19 protein-coding genes are annotated in these 26763 nt (G+C 69.9%); 13 read left to right on the top strand and 6 right to left on the bottom strand.

Annotation, left to right across the window (positions count from 1 at the left end):
- Positions 1 to 44: 44 nt before the first annotated feature.
- The 6 genes from AC3IPY_RS05820 to AC3IPY_RS05795 all read left to right on the top strand — a co-directional run bounded on the left by AC3IPY_RS05820 (position 45) and on the right by AC3IPY_RS05795 (position 8122).
- On the top strand, positions 45 to 1127 hold the full coding sequence (locus tag AC3IPY_RS05820) for an Ldh family oxidoreductase (RefSeq protein ID WP_489187307.1): 1083 nt from the start codon (positions 45 to 47) through the stop codon (positions 1125 to 1127).
- Positions 1124 to 2383: an iron-containing alcohol dehydrogenase gene (locus tag AC3IPY_RS05815; RefSeq protein ID WP_489187305.1), complete on the top strand. Its 1260-nt coding sequence runs from the start codon at positions 1124 to 1126 to the stop codon at positions 2381 to 2383. The genes AC3IPY_RS05820 and AC3IPY_RS05815 overlap by 4 nt, the downstream gene beginning before the upstream one ends.
- The gene (locus AC3IPY_RS05810) at positions 2380 to 3807 is read left to right on the top strand and encodes an NAD-dependent succinate-semialdehyde dehydrogenase (protein ID WP_489187304.1); all 1428 of its coding nucleotides are present in this window, start codon (positions 2380 to 2382) and stop codon (positions 3805 to 3807) included. Before AC3IPY_RS05815 ends, AC3IPY_RS05810 begins: the two co-directional genes overlap by 4 nt.
- A 222-nt stretch (positions 3808 to 4029) precedes the next feature.
- On the top strand, positions 4030 to 5346 hold the full coding sequence (locus AC3IPY_RS05805; protein WP_489187303.1) for an amidohydrolase family protein: 1317 nt from the start codon (positions 4030 to 4032) through the stop codon (positions 5344 to 5346).
- Positions 5343 to 7055 (top strand): GMC family oxidoreductase, encoded by a 1713-nt coding sequence (locus AC3IPY_RS05800; RefSeq protein WP_489187302.1) that lies wholly within the window; start codon positions 5343 to 5345, stop codon positions 7053 to 7055. Before AC3IPY_RS05805 ends, AC3IPY_RS05800 begins: the two co-directional genes overlap by 4 nt.
- On the top strand, positions 7052 to 8122 hold the full coding sequence (locus AC3IPY_RS05795; RefSeq protein WP_489187301.1) for an alpha-hydroxy acid oxidase: 1071 nt from the start codon (positions 7052 to 7054) through the stop codon (positions 8120 to 8122). The genes AC3IPY_RS05800 and AC3IPY_RS05795 overlap by 4 nt, the downstream gene beginning before the upstream one ends.
- Positions 8123 to 8192: 70 nt before the next feature.
- Here the strand turns inward: AC3IPY_RS05795 and AC3IPY_RS05790 are convergent, their stop codons facing one another.
- The 4 genes from AC3IPY_RS05790 to AC3IPY_RS05775 form a co-directional block, all read right to left on the bottom strand.
- On the bottom strand, positions 8193 to 8612 hold the full coding sequence (locus AC3IPY_RS05790; protein ID WP_489187299.1) for a hypothetical protein: 420 nt from the start codon (positions 8610 to 8612) through the stop codon (positions 8193 to 8195).
- A gap of 120 nt (positions 8613 to 8732) precedes the next feature.
- Positions 8733 to 9947, bottom strand: a complete 1215-nt coding sequence (locus AC3IPY_RS05785; RefSeq protein WP_489187298.1) for a sugar ABC transporter permease — start codon at positions 9945 to 9947, stop codon at positions 8733 to 8735.
- Positions 9944 to 11533 (bottom strand): sugar ABC transporter ATP-binding protein, encoded by a 1590-nt coding sequence (locus AC3IPY_RS05780; RefSeq protein ID WP_489187296.1) that lies wholly within the window; start codon positions 11531 to 11533, stop codon positions 9944 to 9946. The genes AC3IPY_RS05785 and AC3IPY_RS05780 overlap by 4 nt, the downstream gene beginning before the upstream one ends.
- Positions 11518 to 12603, bottom strand: a complete 1086-nt coding sequence (locus AC3IPY_RS05775) for a substrate-binding domain-containing protein (protein ID WP_489187294.1) — start codon at positions 12601 to 12603, stop codon at positions 11518 to 11520. The genes AC3IPY_RS05780 and AC3IPY_RS05775 overlap by 16 nt, the downstream gene beginning before the upstream one ends.
- 241 nt (positions 12604 to 12844) lie before the next feature.
- On the opposite strand from AC3IPY_RS05775, the gene AC3IPY_RS05770 reads away from it, so the two are divergent.
- The 5 genes from AC3IPY_RS05770 to AC3IPY_RS05750 all read left to right on the top strand — a co-directional run bounded on the left by AC3IPY_RS05770 (position 12845) and on the right by AC3IPY_RS05750 (position 16808).
- Positions 12845 to 13723, top strand: coding sequence for a FadR/GntR family transcriptional regulator (locus tag AC3IPY_RS05770; protein ID WP_489187293.1), 879 nt, complete (start codon positions 12845 to 12847; stop codon positions 13721 to 13723).
- 80 nt (positions 13724 to 13803) lie between these two features.
- The gene (locus AC3IPY_RS05765) at positions 13804 to 14712 is read left to right on the top strand and encodes a fumarylacetoacetate hydrolase family protein (RefSeq protein ID WP_489187292.1); all 909 of its coding nucleotides are present in this window, start codon (positions 13804 to 13806) and stop codon (positions 14710 to 14712) included.
- The gene (locus tag AC3IPY_RS05760; protein ID WP_489187291.1) at positions 14709 to 15407 is read left to right on the top strand and encodes an RraA family protein; all 699 of its coding nucleotides are present in this window, start codon (positions 14709 to 14711) and stop codon (positions 15405 to 15407) included. The genes AC3IPY_RS05765 and AC3IPY_RS05760 overlap by 4 nt, the downstream gene beginning before the upstream one ends.
- A 28-nt stretch (positions 15408 to 15435) precedes the next feature.
- Positions 15436 to 16488 carry an amidohydrolase family protein gene (locus tag AC3IPY_RS05755; protein WP_489187289.1) on the top strand — a complete coding sequence of 351 codons (1053 nt, stop codon included), beginning with the start codon at positions 15436 to 15438 and terminating at the stop codon, positions 16486 to 16488.
- Positions 16485 to 16808 (top strand): NifU family protein, encoded by a 324-nt coding sequence (locus AC3IPY_RS05750; RefSeq protein WP_489187287.1) that lies wholly within the window; start codon positions 16485 to 16487, stop codon positions 16806 to 16808. Before AC3IPY_RS05755 ends, AC3IPY_RS05750 begins: the two co-directional genes overlap by 4 nt.
- 54 nt (positions 16809 to 16862) lie before the next feature.
- Here the strand turns inward: AC3IPY_RS05750 and AC3IPY_RS05745 are convergent, their stop codons facing one another.
- Both AC3IPY_RS05745 and AC3IPY_RS05740 read right to left on the bottom strand, forming a co-directional pair.
- Positions 16863 to 18668, bottom strand: coding sequence for an ABC transporter ATP-binding protein (locus AC3IPY_RS05745; protein WP_489187285.1), 1806 nt, complete (start codon positions 18666 to 18668; stop codon positions 16863 to 16865).
- Positions 18665 to 20536 (bottom strand): ABC transporter ATP-binding protein, encoded by a 1872-nt coding sequence (locus AC3IPY_RS05740; RefSeq protein WP_489187284.1) that lies wholly within the window; start codon positions 20534 to 20536, stop codon positions 18665 to 18667. The genes AC3IPY_RS05745 and AC3IPY_RS05740 overlap by 4 nt, the downstream gene beginning before the upstream one ends.
- 425 nt (positions 20537 to 20961) lie before the next feature.
- Here AC3IPY_RS05740 and AC3IPY_RS05735 point away from each other — a divergent pair, with 425 nt between their 5' ends.
- Together AC3IPY_RS05735 and AC3IPY_RS05730 are read left to right on the top strand one after the other, a co-directional pair.
- Entirely contained in the window at positions 20962 to 23985 is a 3024-nt protein-coding gene (locus tag AC3IPY_RS05735) for a hypothetical protein (protein WP_489187282.1), read from the top strand.
- Complete coding sequence (locus AC3IPY_RS05730; RefSeq protein WP_489187280.1) at positions 23982 to 26762, top strand: FtsX-like permease family protein; 2781 nt, start codon at positions 23982 to 23984, stop codon at positions 26760 to 26762. Before AC3IPY_RS05735 ends, AC3IPY_RS05730 begins: the two co-directional genes overlap by 4 nt.
- Position 26763 lies beyond the last annotated feature (1 nt).

Below are 26763 nucleotides of genomic sequence, written 5' to 3'. Positions count from 1 at the left end.
GTCCCGGATGTCGGGACGTGTCATGGCCGCCATCGTACGAGTCTGTGACCATCGCCTCAACTCGAATCCATGAAGACGAGCGCGAAGGGACGGCCGTGAACCCGAAGATCCGCGTCAACGCCGCACAGGCGATCGAGCTCGCCTGCGCGGCGCTGGTCGCCCATGGCGCCGTCCGTGACGATGCCGCCGTCCAAGCTGGCCATCTCGTCGAGGCCGAGCTTCGCGGCCACCCGTCGCATGGCCTCAGAAGACTCCCGATGCTCTGCGCACGCCTCGACGCTGGACTCATCGTCTCGGGCGTACAGGCGGACCTCGATTGGCTGGAACGTCCGATCCTCGCCGTCGACGGTCGGTTCGGTTTCGGCCCGTGCGTCGCCTATGGCGTCATCGACGCACTCATCGACCGCGCCGCCCAAACGGGTGTCGCGTTCGCGGCGATGCGAAGAACGCACCACCTGGGAATGCTTGCTCCGTACCTCGAGACCATCGTGGGTCGGCACGCGATTGGCCTGATCGTCACGACGAGCGAGGCGCTGGTCCATCCATGGGGCGGCGTCGGCGCACTCATCGGAACAACGCCGATCGGGATCGGTGTCCCGGCACCCGGAGGACCGGTGGTCCTCGACATGTCGACCGGCGCCGTGTCTGCTGGAAAGATCTCCGAGCACGCCGAGCAGGGTCGGCCGCTCCTCCCCGGATGGGCGATCGACGCCGACGGGCTCGCGACGACGGATCCGGTGGCGGCAACCCACGGCGCGATCTCGCCGTTCGGCGGCCCGAAGGGGTATGCGCTCGGGCTTGCGTTGGGAACGATGGTCGGTCTGCTGACGCGGACCGCGTACGGGACCGACGTGCGCGGGACGCTCGACGCCACCGACCCGACGACGAAGGGCGACATCATGCTCGTGCTCTCACCCGCAGCCTTCGGAGCGTCGTTCTCGGACGTCGAACTCGGCGCATATCTCGATCTCATCCGATCGAGCGCGGCCGAGCCCTCGTCTCCGGTGCGGATTCCGGGCGATCGGGCACGCGAGAATCGCGCACGGTCGCTCGAGCACGGCCTCGAGCTCGATGCGCGGCTATGGTCCGAGACCAACCGTCTCGCAGAACGTGAGACCACGTCATGACGCTGCAGACCGGCACCCTTCGCCCAGCCCCGTACATCCACTTCGGATACGGGGTGCGTCGGCAACTGCCCGCGGCGATCCACACGCTCGGCCTGCGCGTGTTCGTCGTGGCCGACCCCGCCGTGGCGGGCACCGCACTCTTCAGGGAGTTCGTCGACGAGTCGGAGTCATCCGGCCTGACGCTCTCGGTCTACCGCGAGATCGAGGCCGAGCTCCCGGTGGACTCGATCGCGCGGGCCGCCGATGCGGCCCGCGCGTTCGCCCCGGACGTCGTCGTGGGATACGGCGGCGGAAGCGCCATCGATGCCGCCAAGCTGGTCGCCCTGCTCGCCATGTATGACGGTCGCCTCTCCGCGTACTACGGCGAGAACGCCGTCCCCGGACCGATCCTGCCCGTTGTCGCCGTGCCGACGACCGCCGGAACCGGATCCGAGGTGACCCCGGTCGCCGTCGTATCCGACCCCGGCCAGGAGATGAAGACCGGCATCTCGAGTCCGCACCTGGTGCCACGGGTCGCCATCGTCGACCCCGAGCTCACCCTCGGCGCCCCGCAGAGCGTGACGCGGCATGCGGGCATCGACGCGCTGGTGCATGCGATCGAGGCGTACACCGCGGCACCCCTGCCCATCGCATGGCACCGCACTCTGCCCGTCTTCACTGGTCGCAACATGCTCGCCGATCTGCTCGCGCTCGAGGCGATCGAGCGCATCGCCTCTTCGCTTCCGATCGCTGTCGCCGATCCGAGCGACCGCGTCGCTCGCGCAGATGTCGCCTACGGCAGCCTGCTCGCGGGCATGGCGTTCGGACCGACGGGCACCCACCTGTCCCATGCCCTGCAGTATCCGATCGGCGCCGCCACCAAGACGCCGCACGGGCTTGGCACCGGGCTCATGCTGCCCTACGTGATGCAGGCCTGCCTGCCGATCATTCCCTCGCGCCTCGCCGCGATCGGGCGCGCCCTTGGATCATCCGAGACCGAAGAGCGGGCGCTTGCCGCGGATGCGATCGAGATCGTGTTCCGCATCGGTCGAGACATCGGGCTCCCCGGCAGCCTGCGCGACATCGGCGTGACGCGCAGTCAACTTCCGCGGATCGCTGCGCTCGCGATGCGCGCCGAGCGGCTCATCGCGATCGCACCGATCGACGTCGACGAGGCCGCGCTCCTCGCCATCCTCGAGTCGGCATTGGCGGGAGACCCACGGGCCGGCGCGGATCCGTTCCCGACCGACCAGGCCCGACCGAAGGACGCACCATGACGTTGCATGCCGATCTACACATCGCCGGACACTGGCGCGGGGGCGGCGACGGTGGCCGATTCCCCGTCGTCGACCCAGCGGACGGCCGAACGATCGCCGAGTTCGCCGCTGCGACGGAAGCCGACTGCCTCGATGCCGTCGACGCGGCCTCCGCGGCGCTTCCCGCGTGGAGTTCGGCCGCGCCGCGCGTGCGCAGCGAGATCCTCCGAAACGCCTATGAGCTGCTCACCGCCGAGATCGAGGAGTTCGCGACCGTCATCGTACGGGAGAACGGCAAGTCCTTCGACGACGCGATGGGCGAGGCGGCATACGCCAAAGAGTTCTTCCGATGGTTCGCCGAGGAGGCGGTACGCGTGCCGGGCGACTACCGGCTGTCGCCTTCGGGCGACAAGCGGATCGTCGTCGCCCGTCATCCGATCGGCGTCTCGTTGCTGATCACCCCGTGGAACTTCCCGGCCGCGATGGCGACACGGAAGCTCGCACCGGCGCTCGCAGCCGGATGCACCACGGTGCTGAAGCCCGCGCGCGAAACCCCGCTCACGGCGGCGTACATCGTCGAGGCCCTGCACCGGTCCGGAGTGCCCGACGGGGTCGTGAATCTCGTCACGCCGGTGCCGACGGGACCTGCGGTCGCACGTATGCTCGCCCACCCTGCGGTGCGGAAGCTCTCCTTCACGGGATCCACCGAGGTCGGCCGGGAACTCCTGCACGCCTGCGCCGACACCGTCGTGAGCGCGTCGATGGAACTCGGCGGAAACGCGCCTGTGCTCGTACTGCCGGGTGCCGACCTCGAAACGGCCGTCGCCGGCTCCATAGTCGCGAAGATGCGCAACGGCGGTGCCGCGTGCACGGCGGCGAACCGCTTCTACGTCCACCGCTCGCTGCACGACGCCTTCGTCGCCCGGATCGACGATGAACTGGCGGGTATCAGTGTCGGGCCAGGTCTGGACCGGTCGAATCGTCTCGGCGCCCACGTCTCGATCTCAGAACGAGACAAGGTCGCCACGTTGGTCGAGAGGGGTGTCGCCGACGGTGCGGTGCTCGTCCGCGGCGGCGGCGTTTCGGAGGTCGGCGCATTCTCGGATCCCGTCCTCCTCGTCGACGTTCGGCACGGGAGCGAGATCAATCGCACCGAGATCTTCGGCCCGGTCGTCGCGGTCGTCGTCTATGACGATGTGAACGAAGCCATCCGGATGGCGAACGACTCGATCCACGGCCTCATGGCGTACGTGTTCGGCCCTGAACGCGAGGCCGTCCAGGTGGGTCTCCGTCTCGAGGCCGGCATGGTCGCGGTCAATCGCGGCGTCTTGAGCGACCCGGCCGCGCCGTTCGGCGGCGTGAAGCAGAGCGGCCTCGGCCGCGAAGGCGGATCCGAGGGCATCCTCGAATTCCTCGAGGAGCAGTACCTGGCCATCGACGTCTGAGACCCGGGTCTCGCTGCGGATCTCAGCCACGCGACGCTGCGGTCGGCCGTGCGCGCGGATATGCGACCGTGGATGCATCGCGGGCGCCGCCCTGAGGTGATAATGTGACCTGGATACCAGGAGAATGTGGGATTCGGCATGGATGACGAAACACTGGATCGGCTACGGCAGACGACCAGCGGCCCCCGCCGCGTGTTGATCGCGGGCGGAACGGTACTCAGCATGGATCCAGCGGTCGGTGATTTCGATACGGGCGACGTGCTCATCGAAGGCTCCACGATCAGCGAAGTCGGTCCTCATCTCCCGGATCGGGTCGTCCCCGACGACGTCGTCGTCGTCGACGCGACCGGATCGATCGTGCTGCCGGGGTTCCAGGACACGCATCGCCACTGCTGGCAGACTCAGCTCCGGCGCATGTTCGCCGGGGTGGATTTCGAGCAGTACCTGCAGGCGGCCCACCGCGATCTCGCACCGGTATACGAACCCGAAGACACGTACGCCGCGACCCTCCTCGCCGCGATCGGCGCCATCGACAGCGGCATCACAACCATGCTCGACTTCTCGCACAACACGCGGGCCGCCGAGTTCGCCGATGCGAGCCTGCAGGGACTCCATGAGTCGCACATCCGCGCCGTGTACGCGTCCGGTCCCGCGCTTTCGGGAACCTGGCACCGCGAATGGCCTGGCGACGTCGCCAGGCTCCGCGACGAGCCCGTGCTCCGCTCCGACCTGCTGACGTTGCGACTCGCCGTCTTCGGCGAGCCCGCTCTCGGCGGGCCCGAAATCCTCCTCACTCCTGAGAACTTGGCGTTCGCACGCGACCACGGGCTTGCGATCACCGTCGACGCGACATTCGGTCCCGCCGCCTCGCGCAACATCGAGGCGCTCGGCCGCGCCGGCCTCCTCGGACCCGACGTCACCCTCATCCACTGCACCCACCTCGGCGCAGAGGCCTGGCGTGCGATCGCCGACTCGGGCGTGCGGGTCTCGCTCACGACGACGTCCGACGCGCAGATCGGCACCTACGGCGGCCTGCCGCCGATTCAGGCGGCCCTCGACCACGGCGTACGCCCCGGGCTCAGCATCGACGTCGAGTGCACCGTGAGTTCCGACATGTTCGTGCAGATGCAGGGAACTTATACCCTGCAACGACTCGCCGCATTCACGCGCGAACACGACGGCGACCCAGACGCTCCGGAGCCGATCAGTCCGCGACGCGTTCTGGAGATGGCAACGGTCGACGGTGCCGCGGTGAACGGACTCGCCGACGTCACCGGTGCGCTCGCACCGGGAAAGGCCGCCGACCTCGTGCTGCTCTCAGCAGAGACCGTCAACACGATGCCGCTGAACAATGCGACCGGCACCGTCGTGCTCGGCGCCGATACTGCGAACGTCGACACGGTGTTCGTCGGAGGACAGGTCAGGAAGTGGCGCGGCAAGCTCGTCGGCTACGACCTCGCCCTGCTCAGCAGCCTCGTGCATGCCTCCAGGGATCGGCTCGTCGCAAAGAGCGGCTATCGGATGGATGTACTTCGATGAGCCTCCGCGATCGCTATGACGTCATCGTGGTCGGTGGCGGGTCGGCCGGGTGCGTCCTGGCCAACCGACTCTCGGAGGACGGTCGGACCGTGCTCCTGGTCGAGGCGGGGTCGGATACCACGCCCACCGCGACCCCGCCCGACATCCTCGATCTGTACCCTCGCAGCTACTACAACAAGGACTACATGTGGCGCGGCCTCCGTGCCCGACTCGGTTCGGCCGAACGCCCGGGCACGCCCGTCCCGTTCACACAGGCCAAGGTCATGGGCGGAGGGTCGAGCCTGATGGGGATGATCGCCGTTCGCGGCCTGCCCGACGACTACGACGCCTGGGATGCCGCAGGCGCGAGCGGTTGGTCGTATGCCGATGTCGTCGACGACTTCGCCCGGATCGAGGCGGACTGGGACTACGGAGATCGCGACGACCACGGTGAGGACGGCCGCGTCGTGATCCGTCGGCACCGCCCCGGAGACTGGCCGCCCTTCACGACCGCGATCGCTGCAGCGGCCGTCGCGCGCGGGCTGCCGCTCATTGAGGATATGAACACGGACTTCCGCGACGGCGTGTGCGCGCTTCCCATGAGCGCCTACCTCTCTCGCCGCTCCTCGTCGACCGAGTACCTCTCTGCCGACGTCCGCGCCCGGCCGAATCTCGACGTGGTGAGCAACACCTTCGTCGAGCGCCTGCTCTTCACCGGGACGCGCTGCGACGGCATCGAGGCGCGCACAGAGCGGCGGCATCGACGCCGCATCCACGCCGGCGAGGTCGTGCTCGCGGCGGGCGCCATTCACTCCCCGGCGCTGCTGCAGCGTTCAGGCATCGGTCCGGCGGGGGTCCTGGCCGCAGCCGGAGTTCCCGTGGTGGCCGACTCTCCCGGGGTCGGCGAGAACCTGCAGAATCACCCCGTGGTCTACCTCGCAACGCATGTGAAACACGGCGCACGGCAGTCGAGCATGTTGCGACCGCAGTTCCTCAGCGGCATCCGCTACAGCTCCGGCGAACCCGAGACCGGCGCCGCGGACATGATGATGCTCGTCGTCAACAAGTCCTCGTGGCACGGACTCGGGCAATCGATCGCGGGTCTCGGCGTGAGCGTCTACCAGCCCTTCTCGCGCGGACAGGTCCGGATCACGGACGCCGATCCGGAGACGATGCCCGACGTTCGGTTCGGTCTGCTGAGCGACAAGCGCGACCGCGACCGGATGCTCGACGGGCTCCGGTTCGCCGTCGATCTCATGAAGGATCAAGGCGTCCGCGCGGTGCGGAACGAGCTCTTCGCCACGGGCTACACGGCGGTTGTGCGTAAGCTCAACGAGCCCGGTCGTGTCAACACGTTCGCCACGTCGTTCCTTGCGAGGCTGCTCGACGGTCCCGACCCGCTCCGGCGAGCGATCATCCGCTGGGGCGTCGCCCACGGCGATGTCGACGAGTCGCGTATGGGCGGCGACGCCTGGCTCGAGACCACGCTCGCACGCCACACCTTCGGCATGTACCACGCGGCGGGTACCTGCAAGATGGGTGGCCCGGATGATCCGCTCGCGGTCGTCGACCCCGATTGCCGCGTCTACGGGGTCGAGGGCCTCCGGGTCGTGGATGCGTCGATCATGCCGCAGCTCGTCCGCGCCAACACCAACATCCCGGTCATGATGCTAGCCGAGCACGCGTCGGCGCGCATCCTGCGCGGGAGTTCGATCGGGATCCGATCGTGATCGACGAGGCTGCGGCCGCCGCCGCTCTGCCGTCGGCCGTTTACGACTACATCGCGGCCGGCGCGGGCGACGAGTTCACCGCCCGTGCGAACCTGGCCGCATGGAGCGACATCCGGCTGCTTCCTCACGTGCTGCGGGATGTCTCGCATTGCGACCCCTCGACAACCGTGCTCGGCACGCTCATCCCGACGCCGATCGGCATCGCGCCCACCGGGCGCCACCTTCTGATCCACCCGGGCGGCGAGTCGGCGACTGCAGCGGCCGCAGCGGCATCCGGCGTCCCGTTCATCCTCTCGTTCTTCTCGACGCAATCCCTCGAGGAGGTGGCGGCTGCTGCGCCCGACGGGATCCGGTGGCTCCAGGTTCCGGCCGGGCTCCCCCGTCGCACCGCCGCCGAGATCGTCGACCGGGCGCAGCGTGCCGGTTATCGGGCACTCGTCGTGACCGTCGACCAGCCGGTCGGCGGAACGAGCCCGCGCGCGGCACGCAACCCGGTCGCGGTGCCCGAGCACCTCCGGCTGCCGCACGTGCCGGGCAGTCCACGAGCGGTCATCGGTTTCGATGAGCTGTGGGAGCAGACCGTCGTCCTCGACGAGGACCGCACGTTCGGCGATCTCGCGGCGTTCATCGCGGCCTCCCCGCTGCCGGTGCTCGCGAAGGGCGTGGTCAGGGCCGACGACGCGAGGCGCGCCCTCGACGCGGGCGTGTCGGGCATCATCGTGTCGAACCATGCCGGCCGCCACCTCGATCATGTGCTCCCGACGGCGGAGGCGCTTGGCGACGTCGTCGCCGCCGTAGACCAGGCGGTCGAAGTCTATGTCGACGGCGGCATCCGAAAGCCGGGAGACGTCATGAAGGCGCTCTGCCTCGGAGCACGCGCGGTCTTCATCGGACAGCCTTCGCTCTGGGGCCTCGCCGTCGACGGCGAGGACGGCGTGCGAGCGGTGCTGGAGGACCTGGGTCGCGATCTCCGCACCGATATGAAGCTGCTGGGGGTCGCCCGTGCCGACGAGCTGACCCGCGATCTCGTGCGGGTTCCACTCGGCTGGGGCACGTCCGCCGGCTGAGTCTGGCGGTGTCGCGAGCCCATCGGGAAGGGCGACGCGGATCCCCTGCGTGCCGGTCGCGCTCAACCCGTCAGTCCGCCCGCGGACGCCATCTCCGCGTGGCATGCGCGATCTCGATCGCCGCCGACACGCTCGGCCCGCCCGACGCGATGTACTCGAGCTCGCAGATCACCCCGTCCCGCTCCCACGCGATCTGCCGCCGTGTGCGATGCCAGTGCCAGCCGTCGACGGGCTCGCCCGCGGCCCATGCCCCGTCGAACACGTAATACCTCGTCGAGCGGGCGTCGATCGTGCGATGCGGGTGGCCGACGATCGCGACCTCCTCGGGGAGCGGCACGGTCGGGGTCCGCTGCGAGATCTTGAACGCACGACGGTCGGGGCCGGCGAACCGTAGCGTCGCGAGCACACGAACACCGGGGACGAGGTCGACGCCGACGAGTTGCCAGCGCTGCGCGAGCCGGGCAGGAGCCACGAGATCGAACTCGAGCATGCGCGCCGCCTCGTCGAGCAAGCGCGACGCGTCCGCGTCGGGACGCCATCGCGCGCGCCGGAGCGACGAGTGGGACGCCCACTGCTCCGGCGCGCGAGACTGGACTCGAAGTCGCCCCATCTACCCGCCCCCACCGCGGCCGCGCCGGGCGCGGAGGTCAACGTAGACGGCGACCAGCAGCACCAGTCCGACCGCGATCTGCTGCCAGTACGAGGGCAGGTTCAGCAGGCTCATGCCGTTGTTGAGGCTCTCCATGAGGATTGCTCCGATGACGGCGCCCCCGACCGTGCCGATGCCGCCGAGCAGGCTCGTACCGCCGATGACCGCAGCCGCGATGACGTTCAGTTCGAGGCCGTTCGCAGCACCAGGCGGCGCACTGCCGAGCCGCGAGACCAGCAGGAGTCCCCCGGCGCCCGCGAGGAGGCCCATCACAGCGAACACGACGAACGAGTGCAGGCGGGTGCGCACTCCCGCGTATCCGGCAGCCACCACGTTGCCGCCGATCGCGTACAGCTGCCGACCGAACCGGGTGTACCGCAGGACGATGGAGATCACCACGACCACGAAGACCAGCACGGCCACGGGCAGCGGCAGGCCCTGGTAGGCGAGGTAGACCCAGAGCGCCGCAGCGCAACCGAGTCCGGCGGTCACGGCCGGAACGATCACGAGACTCGCGAGGGGCGCCGCCATTCCGGCGCTCCGCCGGGCCCGTCGTTCCCGCACGGCGAGGAGGACTGTGCCGACGAACAGCAGGCTGAAGATCGCGATCGTCCATTGTGCGGGCAGATATGTGGTCGCGAGTGCCGAGATCTCAGGGCCGGGTGCCGGTGTGGAACCCTGCGTCAGCAGCAGCGCGACGCCGCGGAGCCCGAGCAGGCTTGCGAGCGTGACGATGAACGAGGGCACGTTCATCACGGCGATCCAGAAGCCGTGCCAGACCCCGATCAGCAATCCTGCGGAAAGCGTCAGGATCGCCGCGACCGCGGGCGGAAGTCCGAAGTCCTGAACGCTCAACGCGGTGACGATGCCGGTGAGCGCGACGGCCGCGCCGATCGAGAGATCGATGTGCCCCGGCACCATGACGAGAACGATGCCTGCGGCGAGCATTGCGGTGAGCGCCACCTGCACACTCAGCAGGCTCAAGTTCCTCGGGCTCAGGAACAGCCCGGAGGTCAACACCTGGAAGGTCACCGCCAGAAGTGCGAGGATCAGCAGCAGGCCCGCCGAGCGCAGGCGATCGCTCGAGGCGAACCGCCGGACGGACTGCATCGTGGTGGGCCGGATCTTCACGGGCACCGGAGCGGCCACTGCCGGTTCACTGAGTCGTGTCGTCATCGGGCGACCTCCATCGCTCGGGTAGCGGAATCGACGCGGTCGGCGGTCGCCGCCGCGATCACCTGGGCCTGAGTGACGTCCGCCGCGCTCCATTCGCCGGCGATGCGCCCCTTGTTGACAGCGAGCACCCGGTCGGACATCCCGAGCACCTCAGGCAAATCGGTGGAAATGAGGAGGATCGCCATCCCCATCGCGGTGCATTCGTTGATCAGTCCGTAGATCTCGACCCTGGCGCCGACGTCGACGCCGCGGGTCGGTTCCTCGAAGAGCAGGAGATCGGGGTGCGTCGCCATCCATTTGCCGACGAGCACCTTCTGCTGGTTTCCACCGCTCAGTTCGACGATGCGTTGACCGACGTCCTGCACTTTGACCCGGAGCCGGGTCACGTACTCGTCGACCATGCCGAGCTCTGCAGCACGGTCCATGAAGAGCCCTCTCGAGAGCCGTTTGAGCACCGCGAGCGACAGATTGTCGGCCACCGAGGCGCGTGGCACAAGACCCGTGTGCTTGCGATCCGCCGTGAGATACGCCAGGCCCGCGGAGATCGCCGCGCGCGGAGACGTGAACCTCACGCCGACCGAGTTGAGGCGGACCTCCCCCTCGACGCGGTGTGCTTCAGCTCCGAACAGCGCGGGGGCGAGGTCGGATGCCCCGGAGCCGGCCGGCCCGTACACGCCGAGCACCTCGCCGCGTCGAATCTCGAAGGCGACGTCCTCGAGGACCGGCGGGAGGGTCTTCCGGTGATTCTGCACTGTCAGTCCCGCCACCTCGAGAACCCGCTCGCCCGGCTCGGTGCTTCGCCGGGGATAGAGGTCGTCGAGGTCCCGGCCGACCATGGCGCGAATGATCCGACGTGGCACCTCTTCGGCATCTCCGCCGGCGATCTCCTCGACGACGTGGCCGTCGCGCATCACCGTGACCCGGTCGGCGAGGCGCCCGATCTCGGACAGGCGGTGGGAGATGTAGAGGATCGACACGCCGCGGGCACGGCAGGCCTCGATGTGGTGGAAGAGCAGTTCGGTCTCGACGTCGGTCAATGAGGTCGACGGCTCGTCGAGGATCAAGATCCTGGCACCACGACTCATCGCCCGCGCGATGCTGATCAATTGCTGCTCACCGACGCTCAACCACCGCATCTGCTGGGCGGGGTCGATGTCGAGCTCGAACGCGTCGATCCACTTCCGTGTCTCGGACCAGAGCACCGCGGGGTCGATGAACCCCCACCTGTTGAGGGGTTCGTGTCCGAGCATCAGATTCTCGGCGACCGTCGTCTCAGGGACGACCGTGATCTCCTGTGGGACCAGGAAGATGCCATCCGCCTCGGCATCTCGCGAATTCGCGAACGAGCGGCGCTCACCGTCTGCCACGAAGCCGCCCGCGTCGAGGGAAGACGTCGGCAGCACGCCGGCGATGAAGCTGACGAGCGTCGACTTGCCCGCACCATTCTCACCGACGATGGCATGGACCTCACCGGACCGTATCTCCAGCGAGACATCCGCCAGCGCGTGGGTGAGGCCGAAACGCTTCTCGAGTCCGTTGATTTCCAGGACGACATGACCGTGTTCGGGCATCAGGCTTCGGTCCACCACGGATAGTCGCTCTGGAACTGCGCCAGGTTGCTCTTGTCCACGTTGAACGCCTCGATCTCGACCCACGGCACCTCCCTCGAACCGGCGTCGATCGATTTCGCCCCGGCGACGGGCTTGCCGGCCGCGAGATCCGCGGCCGCTCTCGCCGCTGCCGCCGCCATCTCGCTGAACGGCGTGAACGAGGATGCCGTCATCTCGCCCGACCCGATGAGCTTCTGCCCGTTCGGCTCCGCGTCCTCGGAGGTGACCACCACCTTGCCGGCGACCTGTTGGGCGGTCAGCGCCTGGATGACGCCGTAGCCCATGTTGTCGTTCTGCACGATGACCGCGGCGATGTCGTTGTTGTTCGCGGTGAGCGCCCCCTCGACCTGCTTCAGAGCGAGGTCGGCCGACCAGTCCTTGTTGAATCGGTCGGAGACGATGGTGATCGCACCGGAGTCGATGTGCGGCTGGAGCACTTCCATCGTGCCTGCAGCCTTGTCCCTCGACACGCTCGTGCCCTGGTCGCCCGAGGCGAGCGTGTAGTTGCCGGTCGGAGCGGCCGCCAGCGCCGCCATGGCCATGTCGCGCCCGACCTTGACGGCGTCGCGAGAGACGATGACCTCCACGCCCGCAGCATCGAACACGTAGTTGTAGGCCACCACCGGAACGTTCTGCGCCTTCGCCTTCGCGACGAGGTCGGCGGAGGAGTCGACGTTCACGGGAACGAGGACGATGACGTCGACCCCTTGGGTGAGCACTTGGTCGACCTGGGTCGACTGGAGGGCGACGTCGTCGTTGGCCGCCTGCACGACGACGTCGAGTCCGAGCTTCTGCGCCTCCTGCTCGAAGAACGGCTGGTCGGCCGCCTTCCAGCGCGCCTGGGTGTAACTCGGCAGCAGGAGGGCCACCCGTTTGCGCGCGGCATCGCCTCCTCCGCCCCCGGAACCTGCCGGGACCGCGCACGAGGTGAGGACGCCCACCGAACCGATGGCGAGCATTGCACCAAACCCGCGAAGCACCGAGCGACGGGTCAGCTGCCCGGTCAGTTCTCCCACCATCGCCTTACTGCCGCTGTCTACCTGCATCTTTCGATCTCTCCCTTGAGACGTGCCCGAAATAGACGGCCGGACGTCGGCTTGCGCCTTCATCTCCGTCGATGACCCCTGCCTGAGCAAGCACCGCTGGGTCGCGGTACCAGCGATCGTAGAACACTTTGACAAAACTGGCCAGGATACTTGGTTATTTGGTTGCATAGTCCCGATTGCATTGGCCATGCGAAGTCTTCGGGTGACCAAGTAAGCTCGGCTACGAGGAAAGGCGAACTCCGTGACAACTCCAGACGACCTCGAGTCGGCGCGAATGCGCGCATCGGCAAGAAACTCGGCCACCAGCGGCGTCGACGGGCGCGTGACGATGCTTCCGGCCCGACCGAAGGCATCCGACGTCATCATCAAAGCCCTTCGAATGGACATCGCGACCGGCCGCCTTCAACTCGGTTCGAAGCTGCCGACCGAGAAAGCGCTGGCCGCCCACTACGGCGTCAGCCAGCCGACCGTTCGCGAGGCCGTCCGCGCGCTCGACGCGATGGGCCTCCTGGAGAGCAGACACGGAAGCGGCGTCTACGTGACGAACACGACGCGGGACTTCGTGACCAGCACACTCGAAACGCTGCTGCAGATGGAGCAGGTCGAGATGATGGAGGCGGTCGGCGTTCGGCGCGTCCTCGGACTGCATTCCGGCCGGCTCGCCTGCGAGCACGCGACCGAGTCCGACCTGAATGCGCTGCGAGAGGCGGTGCAACGGTGCGACGCCGCGGAAGAGGTCCAAGACCTCGCAGAGGCGACCGTCGCGTTCCAGGTCGCATTCTCAGCCGCTGCTCACAATCCACTCCTGTTCGCATTGGAGACGTTCCTCATCCGACTCACGATGCAGTTCCAGCTTCTCGTCACCGGCGACAAGGGAATCGAGTTCTGGCGTCGCCAGGCGGGGCCGTACACCGTGCACCGCCACCGGATGCTCGATCGGCTCGAGTCGGGCGATACCGACGGCGTGGTCGCCGAATGGGAGTCGTACTTCGACGATCTGCACGTGCTGTTCTCCACGGACCCCAATCTTGCGAACATCAGCCTGTCGGACCCCGAATCGATCAAGGCCGTCGACGAGATCGTGCTGAGCATGCCGACGTTCACCACCAGACCACGGTGACCCGAGCCCGTCACACGCTCCAGGAGCCATCCGTTGCGGCGCGCATCGCAGGGTGGTAACTTACCAGGACACTTGGAGACTTGGGCGAATTCGCCAATGATGTGCGAGGGTGCCCGGGTGGAACTGGAGTCCTCATGCGCGTGGCCCGCATCACTACGTCGGCGGGAGCCGAGTTCGCCGTATCCGATGACGACGCTTGGATCGTCCTCTCATCCCTCGGATTCGACACACCCGACACGTCGGCCGTCATCGAGTCGATCTCGGAGATCGGTCGGGCGATCGCCGACTACGACGGCGAGCGCCTGACCGACGTCGAGCTGCTGTCGCCGGTCGTCCGCCCCCCGAAGATCCTCGCCATCGGGCTGAACTACCTCGACCACATCAAGGAGACCCGATCGGTGCGTCCCGACGTGCCCCTGGTGTTCGCGAAGTACACGAACTCGCTGAACGGCCCGTTCGCCCCGGTCGTGATCGATGCAGAGCTCACTGCAGAGGGCGACTACGAGAGCGAACTCGCCGTCGTGATCGGTCGACACGCGAGACATGTATCGCGGGCGGACGCACTGTCGGTGGTGTTCGGCTATGCGGTCGCCAACGATGTGTCCGCCCGAGACCTGCAGCGAAGCGACGCGCAATTCTCTCGATCCAAGAGCTTCGACACCTTCTGTCCGATCGGACCGTGGATCACCACGGCCGACGAAGTCCCCGACCCGCAGGGATTGCGGATCTCGTCGAACGTCAATGGCGAGGTCCGCCAGGATGCCAGTACCGCGGACATGATCTTCGACGTCCAGACTCTCATCGCCTTCCTCTCGACGACGATGACGCTCGAGCCCGGGGACGTGATCTTGACGGGCACGCCGCCCGGTGTCGGAATCGGGCGCACTCCCCCGGTCTTCCTCGTTCCCGGGGACGTGGTCCGCTGCGAGATCGAGGGTCTCGGTGCGATCGAGAACAACGTGGAAGCCCCGACCACGGGCGCACCGTGAACACGGTGCAGGTGTACGAACGCCGGGTCCTCCCGTTCGGCGAACAGGAGCGTTCCCGCGCCTGCGATCTCCCGACCGCAGTGCTGTCCGACTGTCTCGAGCGCGATATCGGCCTCACCGGTCTGAGTGCCATCGGAGACTCCCTCGCCACGGTCAGGGTATCGATGGCCGGCCCGGCGATGACCGTCCGCACTCGTCCGGGTGACAACCTCGCGGTGCACCTTGCACTCGAACTCGTGGAACCGGGCGACGTCCTCGTCATCGATGCTCGGGGACGGCTCGAGAACGCGATCCTCGGCGAGCTGATGGTGCGCTACGCGGCGAAACGCGGGGTCGTCGGGATCGTGGTCGACGGTGCGGTTCGTGATACGGCATGGATCTCGACCGGACCGATTCCCGTGTTCGCACGCGGTTGGACCCATCAGGGGCCGTATCGATCAGGTCCGGGTGCGATCCACGGGACCATCTCAGCCGGAGGGCGTCCGGTCGAGGACGGCGATATCGTCGTCGGCGATCACGACGGCGTGGCCGTCGTGCCTCGACGCCGGCTCGCACTCGCGCTCGACGAGGCCGAGGCGAAACTCGCCGACGAAGCGCGGCAGCGCACGGCGATCGATGCAGGGGCGTGGGACCGCTCGTGGATCCGACAGCAGGCCGAGATCGTTTCTCTGACCCACCCCTCCTCCTCTCTGTAATCCCACCCCCCAGCAAAGGACAATCGACATGCGCGACGGAAACGTGATCTTCGACATGGTGGTGCACGTGCACAACCTGCTCGACGAGAACTTCAACACTCCCCCGGCCCGGATCGCCCAGCCGTGGAAGTACGACTACATGATGATGTACAAGCAAGGACTGGAGCAGCTGCCTCCGCCGGCCGAGTTCCACAAGATCCCGGCGAATCCGCAGAAGATCATCGACAAGATCTTCGGCAATGGATCCCAGGTCGACTACGCGATGGCCCAGGTGGTTCCGCTCTTCGAGCTGTTCGTCGAGGACGCGGAGGTCAACATCCAGCGCGTCTACGACATGACCCAGCTCCTGCCCGACCGCATGATCTTCTGCGGCGGCACGGATCCTGTGATCCGAGGCACGAAGCAGTCCCTGCGGGACATCGACCTGCAGATCACCGACCTCGGCGCCAAGTCGATCAAGCTCTACAACGCGCATTCGCTGGGCGCCTCATGGCGCATGGACGACCGGACTCTGGCGTATCCGATGTTCGAGAAGATGCTCGAACTCGGCTGCAACCTCGTCCAGGTGCACAAGGGCGACCCGCAGGGCATGGAACCGCTTCACGACCTTCGGCCCGACGACGTCCACCAAGCCGCCATCGACTTCCCCGAGATGAACTTCATCGTGCATCACCTTGCGTTCCCGTTCGAGGACTCGGCGATCGATCTCGGGTCACGGCTGCCGAACGTGTACCTGTCGATGTCGACCTGGATCAACATGATCAAGATCGCCCCGATCGAGACCGCGATGCGCTTCGGGAAGATGCTCGCCTGGTGCCGGCCCGAGAAGGTGCTCTGGGGCAGCGAGACTCCGCTGTGGCCGAGCACGCAGAAGCTCCTCGACCTGTCGTACGACTTCCAGATCCCGGAGGATCTTCGAGACGGGTGGGGGTTCCCCGAGATCACCGACGCCGACCGGAAGCTCATGTTCGGCGGCAATATGCTCCGTCTCCTGGGCATGCCGGACTCGCCGCCGCGCACGACCGCGGATCTCGAGACCGAACCGGACAAGGCACTCGCGAGCATCGGCGACGTCGCATGAACGGGGGTGCGGTCGCAGCGACGGGTGGGCAGTCGCTCGAGGTCGGCCTCGAGGCGCAAGACACCGGCTCGATCGCGGAAGCCGCCCTCGTCGACGCCGTCGAGCGCACCCTGGACGAGGAGATTCGTCCGGCGCTCGGCGCGCATGCCGGATCGATCAGGTTCCTGGGTTATCGGTCGAATGTCGTCCACCTCGAGATGCGGGCGTCGTGCTCCTCGTGCTACTTCCGGCGCGGATGCGTCGTCAACCTCGTGCGGCCGACCCTCGAAGAGGCGATCGGCGACGATGTGCAGTTCGTCGTGGACAACGTCCGGGCCTGACCCGGTCGCGGCATCCGCTCGGGTGAACGGATGCCGCGACGCGGCCCCCGCGGGTCAGACGAGCGAGTCCCGCCAGGCCGCGTGCATCGCCGCGAACCTGCCCGAGCCGCCGATGAGGTCGGCGGGCGAGCCGTCTTCGATGATGCGGCCGTGCTCCATGACGAGCACGCGGTCGGCGATGGCCACCGTCGACAGCCGGTGCGCGATGATCACCGCCGTGCGGTCGGCGAGCAGGGTCTGCAGCCCCTCTTGCACGAGGCGTTCGCTCGGGATGTCGAGCGAGCTGGTCGCCTCGTCGAGGATCAGCACGGCCGGGTCGGCGAGGAACGCCCTGGCGAACGAGATGAGCTGACGCTGGCCGGCGCTGACGCGCCCGCCCCGCTTGTTCACGTCGGTGTCGTAGCCGTTCGGCAGGCCCTCGATGAACTCGTGCGCGCCGACCGCCTGCGCCGCCGCGACGATCTCGTCGAACGTCGCGTCGGGCTTGCCGAGGGCGATGTTGTCGGCGACCGAGCCAGAGAAGAGGTACGCCTCTTGGGTGACCATGACGATCGCGCGGCGCAGGTCTTTGGGGTGCAGGTCGCGCAGGTTCACGCCGTCGAGCGTCACGACGCCGTCGCTCGGGTCGTAGAACCTGGCGAGCAGCTTCGCGAGCGTGGTCTTGCCCGCACCCGTCGAGCCGACGAGGGCGATCGTCTGCCCGGCCGGCAGGTCGAGGTCGAAGCGCGGCAAAATGACGCGGTCGCGCGTGTACGCGAACTCGACGCCCTCGAACGCGACGTGCCCCTTCGCCTTGCGCAGGTCGACCGGGTGCACGGGGTCGGGCACGCTCGGCTCCTCCTCGAGCACGCCAGAGATCTTCTCGAGCGCACTCGACGCGGACTGGTACCCGTTGTAGAACATCGCCATGTCCTCCATCGGGTCGAAGAACCGCTTCGTGTAGAGCACGGCCGCCAGCAGCACGCCGATCTCGAGGGCGCCGTCGACGACCCGGAAGCCGCCGAGCACGAGGGTCGCCGCGACCGCGGTGTTGCCGATGAAGGCCAGGCCAGGGTTGTAGACGGCGAACAGGCCGAGCACGCGGGCGTTGACGTCGCGGTAGTCCTCGACGAGGCCGCCGAACTCCGCCTCGTTGCGCTTCTCGGAGCGGAACGCCTGCACCGCGCGCATGCCGGTCATCGTCTCGACGAACTTCACGATGAGCTTCGCGGATGCCACGCGCGAGCGCCGGAACAGCGCCTGCGAGCGCACCTGGAACCAGCGCGTGAGGATGCCGAGCGGGATGAGGGCGACGAGCAGCACGAGGCCCGACGTCGGGTCGATGATCACGAGCGCACCGGCGGTGAAGACCATGTACATGAGCCCGCGCACGAGCAGCGTGAGCCCCTCGTCGAGGAGCTCGCGGATCGCGTCGAGGTCGCTCGTCTGCCGCGAGATGATGCGCCCCGACGTGTACGACTCGTGGAACTCGAGGCTCAGCCGCTGCGTGTGCAGGAACACGCGCGTGCGCAGGTCGATGAGGATCGCCTGCCCGATGCGCGCGGAGAGCCGGATGTACGTCGAGATGAGGAACGCGCCGACGATGCCCGTGAGCAGGTAGGCCAGCCCCGCGAGGGCGGCCGGGTACCAGTTCTGGTCGATGAGGGCGGGGATGCCCTGGTCGATGCCGAACGCGATGATCGCGGGACCGGCTGCCTGCCCGGCCGACGACACGACGATCGCCGCGGCCGTGAGCCAGAGCTTGCCGCGCTGCGGACGCAGCAGCGACCCCAGCAGATGCACCGATCTCGCGCGGATCTCGCGGGCCTCCGCCTTGGTGTAGTCGAGGCGTTCCTCGCCCTGCACGCCGGTGACGCTCATGATGCCGCTCCTCTCGTGGTCTGGGGTTCTCGAAGGTCGGGCCCGTCTGGATCGGGTTCGACCCGGTGCTCGCCCGATTCGTCTTCGAGGCTCGAGATGACGAAGCGGTAGTGCTCGCTCTCGCGGAGCAGCTCGGAATGCGTGCCGACGGCGGTGACCCGGCCTGCCTCGAGCAGCGCGACGCGATCGGCGAGCATGACCGTCGACGGACGGTGCGCCACGATGAGCGCGGTCGTCGAGGCGAGCACGCTGCGGAGCTCGGCCTCGACCCTCGCCTCGGTCGCGACGTCGAGCGCGGAGAGCGGGTCGTCGAGCACGAGCACGGCCGGCTTGGCCGCGACCGCGCGCGCGAGCGCGAGGCGCTGACGCTGGCCGCCCGAGAGGCTCATGCCCTCTTCGCCGACCTTCGTGTCGAGGCCGTCGGGCAGGTCGTAGGCGAACCCGGCCTGCGCGATGCGCAGCGCCTCGTGCAGCACCTCGTCGGCGGCCCCGCCCTCGAGCTCGGGCCGGCCGAGCAGCACGTTCTCGCGCACGGAGGCGCTGAACAGCGTGGCGTCCTCGAACGCCATCGCGATGTGCCGGCGCAGCTCCTCGCGCGTGAAGGCGCGCACGTCGACGCCGTCGAGCGTCACCGAGCCGGCCGTCACGTCGTAGAGGCGCGTCGTGAGCGCGGTGAGCGTGGTCTTGCCGCACCCCGTGAGCCCGACGAGCGCCATGGTCTCGCCCGGGCGGATGTCGAGGTCGATGCCGTCGAGCAGGTCGCCGAACCGCTCGGGCGAGTCCTGGTAGCGGAAGTGCACGCCGGTGAAGCTCAGCGCGCCGTGCGGCTCGCCGAGCACGCGCGGCGTCTCGGGGTCGACGATCTGGTTCTCGCTGTCGAGCACCTCGAAGAAGCGATCGGTCGCGGTGCGGGCGTCGAGCGAGAACGCCAGGAGGAACCCGACGGACTCGATGGGCCACGCCAGCACGGTCGCGGTCGCGAAGAACGCGACGAGCGTGCCGACGGTGATCACGCCGTTGGCCGCGAGCCAGATGCCGAGCCCGAGGCAGATCGAGAGCGCCACGGCGGGCACGAGGATGAGCCACACCCAGATGTTCGAGTCGAGGCGCGCCTTGGCGATCTCGGTGCTGCGCAGCGACTCGGCCTGCGCACGGAACGTCGAGAGCGCGTGCTTGCCCCGCCCGAACGCCTTCAGCACGCGGATGCCGTGCACCGATTCCTCGACGGCGGTCGCGAGGTCGCCCGCCTGATCTTGACTGCGCCGCGACATCTCGGAGTAGCGGCCCTCGAAGAGGTAGCCGACCACCCACAGCGGCAGCGAGCAGACGAGGAACACGAGGCCGAGCATCCAGTTCATCGAGATCAGGATGCCGACCCCCACGATGATCGTGATGAGGTTCACCGCCGTCAGCACGAGGCCGAACGAGAGCCAGCGGCGGATCAGGCCGAGGTCGCTGACGGCGCGCGAGAGCAGCTGCCCGCTGGGCCACCGGTCGTGGAAGCTGACCGGGAGGTCCTGGAGCTTGGCGTACAGGGCGTTGCGCATGCGCGACTCGACCCTCGTGCCCGGACCGACGACGAACCAGCGGCGCAGGCCGTACATGACGGCCTCGACGGTGCCGAGGCCGAAGACCAGGAGCGCGAACGGCACGACCGCGTGAGGGTCGCCGCCGGCGAGCGGGCCGTCGACCATCGACTCGAGCACCTGCGGGATGGAGAGCGCGACGAGCTGGCCGATGAGGGCCGCGATGCCGCTGAACAGGAACGCGGGCGCCGAGCGGCCGACGTAGAAGCGCAGGCGCCACAGCGCCCGGACGGTGCCGAGGCGCGGCTGATCGGTTTCGGGGTGGTGCGAGATGGCGGACAAGCCGGATCCCTTTCGAGAGTGGTGCGAGACGACCGCGCACGGAATGCGGTCGGGCAGCGCGAGGGGCGCTGAAGACGTCCGGGAGGACGTGGATGCGGGGCTACCGCCGAACGTGCAGGCCGAGCCTGCGGGGCTGGGTGCGAACTACCCGGAGATGCCCGCCGAGACGTGGAGCACCGGACGCAGAGCGCTACCGGCCACGAACGGGCGGGTGTAGCTGTGTGTCTGCATGGTGTCCTCCTGCGTCGTCATCGTCTTCGTCCATGCGGCCGCGGCGAGCGCAGCCAGCCCTGTAGCTTATGCCCGCAGCGTGGTGGCATGCAAGATCACCCGTGAGAGTAGGCTGTGCGGATTCGTCATCCGCACGAGGTTCGCCCTGCATCGACCTCGGCCGACGACCCGAACGACCGAACCCAGGAGATCGCGTGGGAGCGACATCGACCGCCGTCGCGCGCGCGAACGCGCATCGCGGCGTGTTCGCCGCGATCGGAGCGGTCGTGCTGGCGCTCGCGTTCCTCGGCACCGCGGTGGTCGATTCGCTCGCGAGCGCCTCCGGCACCGGGCTCCGCGACGGGCTCGCCGCGGCGACCGGCACCGACGGGGCTGCGCGCTGGCAGATCCGAATGGCCGCCGACGCCGACGCGCAGGCCGATGCCGCGGCATCCGTGCTCGATCGCATGCTCGTGCCCGACGGCGCGACGTGGTCCCGTTCCGTGCAGACCGCGGCCGTCGACGCGACGGCCGGCGACGACACGGCGTTCGGCGCGGTGCTGCTCGCCGACGCCTCCGTCGGGGCGCGCGCCGACCTCGTGAGCGGGGCCTGGCCCGAAGGTGCCGACGCGCAGCCGGGCGCGGTCCCGACCGCGGTGCAGGCGACGGCCGCCCGAGACCTCGGCCTCGGCCTCGGCGACGTGATCGTCGTCGGCGGCATCGAGCCCGTGCGGTTGCAGGTCGTGGGCACGTGGATGCCGTCCGATCCCTCCGATCCGGCGTGGTTCGCGGAGCCCCTCGTCTCGGCCGGCGTGCTCGACGACGTCGCCGGCCCGTTCGTCGTGGCCGATGACGCCGATCTCGCCGGGCTGCCCGCCGCGGTCGTCGTGCGCTGGACCGCGATCATCGGGCCGGGCGAGATGACGCCGGAGCTCACCGCGGGCCTGCGCGCCGCCCTGCCGAACGTGGAACCGGCCCTGCGCGCGCAGGACGACATCGGCACCGACGGGCTCGGCGCCTCCGGCGCGCTCGTCGCGACGCTCGACCGCCTGCTCGCCGGGCTCACGACGGTGCGCGCGATCGCGCCGCTGCCCGTGCTCCTCCTCGCGTTCGCGGGGTTCGCCGCGCTCGACCGCCTCGCGGCGCTGCTCGCCGCCGGGCGGCGCGGCGAGACCGTGCTGCTGCGGGCGCGCGGGGCGTCGGCGAAGCGGCTCGCCGCGACCGCGGCCGTCGAGGCGGTGGTCGTCGCCGCACCCGCCGCGCTCGTCGGCGTCGTGCTGGCCGAGGCCGCCCTCGCGCTCATCCGTCCGGCCGAAGCCGGGTCCTGGGCCGTCGCGGGCCTCGTCGCGACGGTGTGCGCCGTCGGTGCCGTGGCGCTGCTCGGCGCCCGCGCCTGGCGGGAGGCCACGAGGCCGATGCTCCGCGGCTCGGGCGACGAGGTCGGTCGCATGCCCAGGGCCGCGGCCGCGGGCGGTGTGCTCCTCGTGGTCGTCGCCGCGGCGGTGTCGCTCTGGCAGTTCCGCCTCTACGGCTCCCCTCTCGTGGCGAACCCGTCGGGCGTGCTCGAGGTGGATCCCATCGCCGTGCTCGCCCCGATGCTCGTGCTCATCGCGCTCGCGCTGCTCGGCAACGGGCTCGTCCGCCCGGTCGCGCACCTGCTCGAGCGGCTCGCGACGGCGCGACCGGGGCTGGTGCCGTCGCTGCCGATGCGGCAGCTCGCCCGGCGCGCGGGCCTCTACGCCTCGGCGTCGCTCATGACGATGCTCGCCGTCGGCGCCCTCACGCTCGCCGGTGCGTTCGCCGGCAGCTGGCAGGCGTTCGACCGCGCCGCCTCGGCGATCGAGGTCGGCGGCGATGTGCGCGTCGCCTACGCCGCCCGCTCGGTCGTGTACGGCGCCGACCCGCTCGCCCTCGACGACCCGTTCGCAGGCCTCGACGCCGTCGATGCGAGCCTGCCAGTGTTCCGCGGCGAGGCCAGGATCGGCTCCGACCCCGTGACCCTCGTCGCCCTGCCCGGTTCCGACGCCGGGCGGTTCGGGCCGGCGCTGGCGGCGGCCTCGTCCGATCTCCCCCCGGCAGCGGTCCCGACCATGCTCCCCGCGGGCGCGTCGACGCTCGAGGTCGAGGTGGGCCTCGACGCGCCCGAGGGAACGCCGGGCGAGGTCGCCCTCTCCGCCTGGGTCCTCGGGGCGGGCGGCGAGGCGAGCCGGCTCGCGGCCGGCACGATCCGCGTCGACGCCGGCGTCGGCATCGCACACGTCGAGCTGCCGGATGCCGCGGGGCTGCGCCTGCTCGGATTCGACGCCTCGCTCTCCGGAGCCCAGGGCGGCGAGGTCGTCGCGCGCTTCGGTTCCGTCTCGATCGACGGCGTCGCCGCAGCATCCGACCTGCAGGTCGAGGCCGGTGAGACGACGCTCGGCGCGAAGCGGCCCACCGGCCGGGTCGTCGTCGCGGGCGCGGCCGGCGCAGGCCCGGTGCCCGTGGTGCTCGGCGCCGCGCTGGCCGAGCGCATCGACGCCGCGCCCGGCGGCGCCTTCACCTTCCGGATCCTCACCGGGGGCGCCGACGTGGACGCGACCGTGGCCGGCACCGCCGCCGCGGTGCCCGGTGCCGGCGACACGGGACTGCTCGCCGACCTCGCCGAGATCTCCCGGGCCGCCTTCGTCAGCGGAGCGGCGGTGCCCGCCTATACCGAACGCTGGCTCGCGACCGGCGAGCCGGAGACGGTCGCCGACGGGATCCGGCAGCAGCCCGCCGTCGCGCTCACCACGACCACACGCGCCGACGCCTCCTCCGCGCCGCTCATCGGCCCCGCCGTCGGGGCGCTCTGGGCCGGCGCGGCCGGTGCGCTGCTCTTCGCCGCCGTCGCGCTCGCGGCGCTCACGGCCGCGCTCTCCCGAGCGCGGTTCGGCGAGGTCGTCGTGTTGCGCGCGCTCGGCATGCCCGCATCGCAGCAGGCCGGGGCCCGGTTCGCCGAGCTCGCCGTGTCGATCGTCACGGCGGTCGTCGTCGGCATCGGCATCGGCGCGATCACCGCCGTGGCGACCATGCGCGAGCTCGCCAGGGCGGCGGTCGCCGGCGCCCCGGGCCGGTTGGCCGTCGACCTCGGCATCGACGCACTGCCGTGGGCTCTGGGGCTGATCGCCTTCCTCGGCGCCTCGGCCGCGATCGGCTGGATCGCCGCGGCATCCGTCCGACGCCTGGCCGCCACGCCCGGCATCCGCGAGGAGGAACGATGAGCGCGCCGCGTCCGCCGCAGCATCCGCACCGTCGCTCGGGCCTCTCGTCGGCAGGCTTGGTCCGGCGACAGCTGACGACCGCGCCCGGCGCGTCGATCGCGCTCGCCCTGCTCGTGCTCGTCGGCGCGTTCCTCGCCACCGCGGTGCCCCGTGCCGCCACGACGCTGCACACCCAGGCCGTGCACGAGCAGCTCGCCGACGTTCCGGCGGTCGAGCTGGACCTCACGGCGATCTCGCGCGAGCGTCCGTCGGTCGGGTCCGCCGACGGCGCGACGACGCTCGACGCCGACGTCGCCGAGGTCTGGGGCGCGACCGAGGAGCGCCTCACGGCGCTCGTCGACGGCATGCCCGCCGAGCTCGAGTCGATCATGGCGCCGCCGCTCGCCATGCTCACGATCGCGCCCGTGCGCGCGGTGGTCGAGGGTGCAGGGCCGAGTGCCCCGTCGTACCGCATCATGGCGGGCTTCGACCCGCGCCTGCGCGAGCACGTCGAACTCACCTCGGGCGCCTGGCCCGCCGCGGTCGACGCGCCCGTGCCCTCGGCGGCCCCGGTCGAGATCGTGCTCACCGACGCCGTCGCCGACCGCATGGAGTGGACCGTCGGCGAGACGCGCACGATCGACGTCGACGGCGCCCCGCAGCCGGTGCTCCTCTCGGGAACGGTCGCGCCGATCGACCCCGACGACGGCATCTGGACCCACATCGTGCCGGCGCTCGAGCCGTCGGTCGTCGACAACGGCATCGCACCGCCCGAGATCACCGCCGTCGCATTCCTCGACCCGGCCTCCTGGTCGGACTTCGCATCGGCGAACGTGCCGCTCACGCTCGAGGTCTGGGTCCCCGTCGACACCGGCCGCATCACGGCCGACCTGTCGACGCGGCTGCAGACCCAGCTCGGCGGGTTCACGAGCGGCCTGCACGCGGTCGGCCGCGGCGAGTGGATCGACCAGTACTTCACCGTCGGCGACCTCGGGTTCTCGAGCACGCTGCGCGACCAGCTCGCGACCGCCGCGGCGGCGGCCGCGGCCGGCGACGCCGTGCTCGCCACCGTCGCCTCCGGGCCCATCGGCGTGATGATCGCCGTGCTGGTGCTCGGGGCCCGCGTCGTGTTCGAACGCCGGCGGGAGGGCCTCGAGCTCGTCGCCGCACGCGGCGCCTCGACGGGCCAGCTGCGCGGCATCCTCGCCATCGAGGGACTCGCCATCGGCATCCCGGCCGCGCTCCTCGGCGGCATCGGCGGAACCCTCGCCTTCGCGGCCGACGGCGGCCCCGCGGGCGTCGCCGTGGCGGCGCTGTTCGCCTTCACCCCCACGGCGCTGCTGCTGGCCTCGGCCCCCTCGCTGAGTCCGTTGCGCCGCGCCCGCGCCGACCTCGGCACCACGGGCGGCGGGCGCCTGCGCCGGCTGGGGGAGCTCGTCGTGCTGCTCCTCGCCGCAGCGGCCGTCGCCCTGCTGCTCCGCCGCGGCCTCGCGACCTCGGCGGCCGCCGTCGGCGTCGACCCGTTGCTCGCGGCCGTGCCGCTGCTGCTCTCGCTCGTGGCCTGCATCGTCGTGCTGCGCATCTACCCCATCCCGCTCGCCCGCGTCGTCAGGTCGATGGCCGCCAGGCCCGGCCTCGTCGGCTTCCTCGGCTCGGCTCGCGCCCTCCGCGACCCCTCGGCCGGCCTCGTGCCCGTGCTCGCGGTCGTCGTCGGCGTCTCGGTCGCGGTGTTCTCGTCGGTGCTGCTCGGCACGATCCGCTCTGGCGTCGAGGCTGCGGCATCCCATCGGGTGGGGGCGGATGCCTCGGTGTCGGGCCTGCCGCTCACGCGGGCGCAGCTCGACGGGATGCGCGACGTGCCCGGTGTCGAGGCGATCGCCCCGGTGTACTCGACGCGCAACGTCTCGCTCTCGATCGACGGCCGGCAGCGCACGACGACCCTGATCGTGATCGACGTCGCCGAGATGCAGGCCGTGCAGGCCGGACGACCAGATGCGACGCCCCTGCCCGACTCGCTCGCCGAGCCACCGGGCGAGCAGGGCGTCCCGGTGCTCGTGTCCGGCGTCGTCGACGCGGTCACCGCCGACGCGACCGCCGTGACCGTCGACGGCGACCCGTACTCGGTCGTCGGCGTGGTCGACGGCACCACGGCGTACTCGCCGCGCGCGAACTGGATGCTCATGGATCGCGCGAACGCCGAGCCGTACACCGACACGCTCGTTCCGCGCACCGTGCTCGTGCGCTTCGACGCGGGCGCCGACGTCGACACGCGGGCGATCGTCGACGACCTCGCCGAGATCGCGGGCGAGGGCACCACGGTCGAGACGGCCGAGAGCGTGGCCGACCGTCTCGGCTCGTCGACCACCGTGCGCGGGCTCGTCGCGGCCCTCATCGCCGCGATCGTGCTCTCGAGCCTGCTGACGGCCCTCGCGATCGTGCTGACGCTCGTGGTCGGGCGGCCGGCCCGCGACCGCCTCCTGCCGCTGCTCGCGACGCTCGGGCTCGACCGCCGCGGGCAGCGCGCGCTCGTGGCCTGGGAGATCGGCCCGGTCACCGCGATCTCGCTCGTCGTCGGCGCGGTGCTCGGCGCCGTCCTGCCGCACATCGTGCTCGGCGGCATCGACCTCAGCGCGTTCACGGGCGGCGACGCGCAACCCGACGTCGCCTACGATCCGTGGCTCATCACGGCCGTGCTCGCGGCATCCGTCATCGTCACCGTCGTGGCGTCGACGCTCGCCGCATCGCTCGGGTCGCGCATCGACGTGGCGCGCGCCCTGCGCAAGGAGGAGGAAGGATGAA

This window comes from Agromyces sp. GL_144 (genome assembly GCF_057834305.1).
This window is presented reverse-complemented; position numbering and strand designations above follow the sequence as displayed.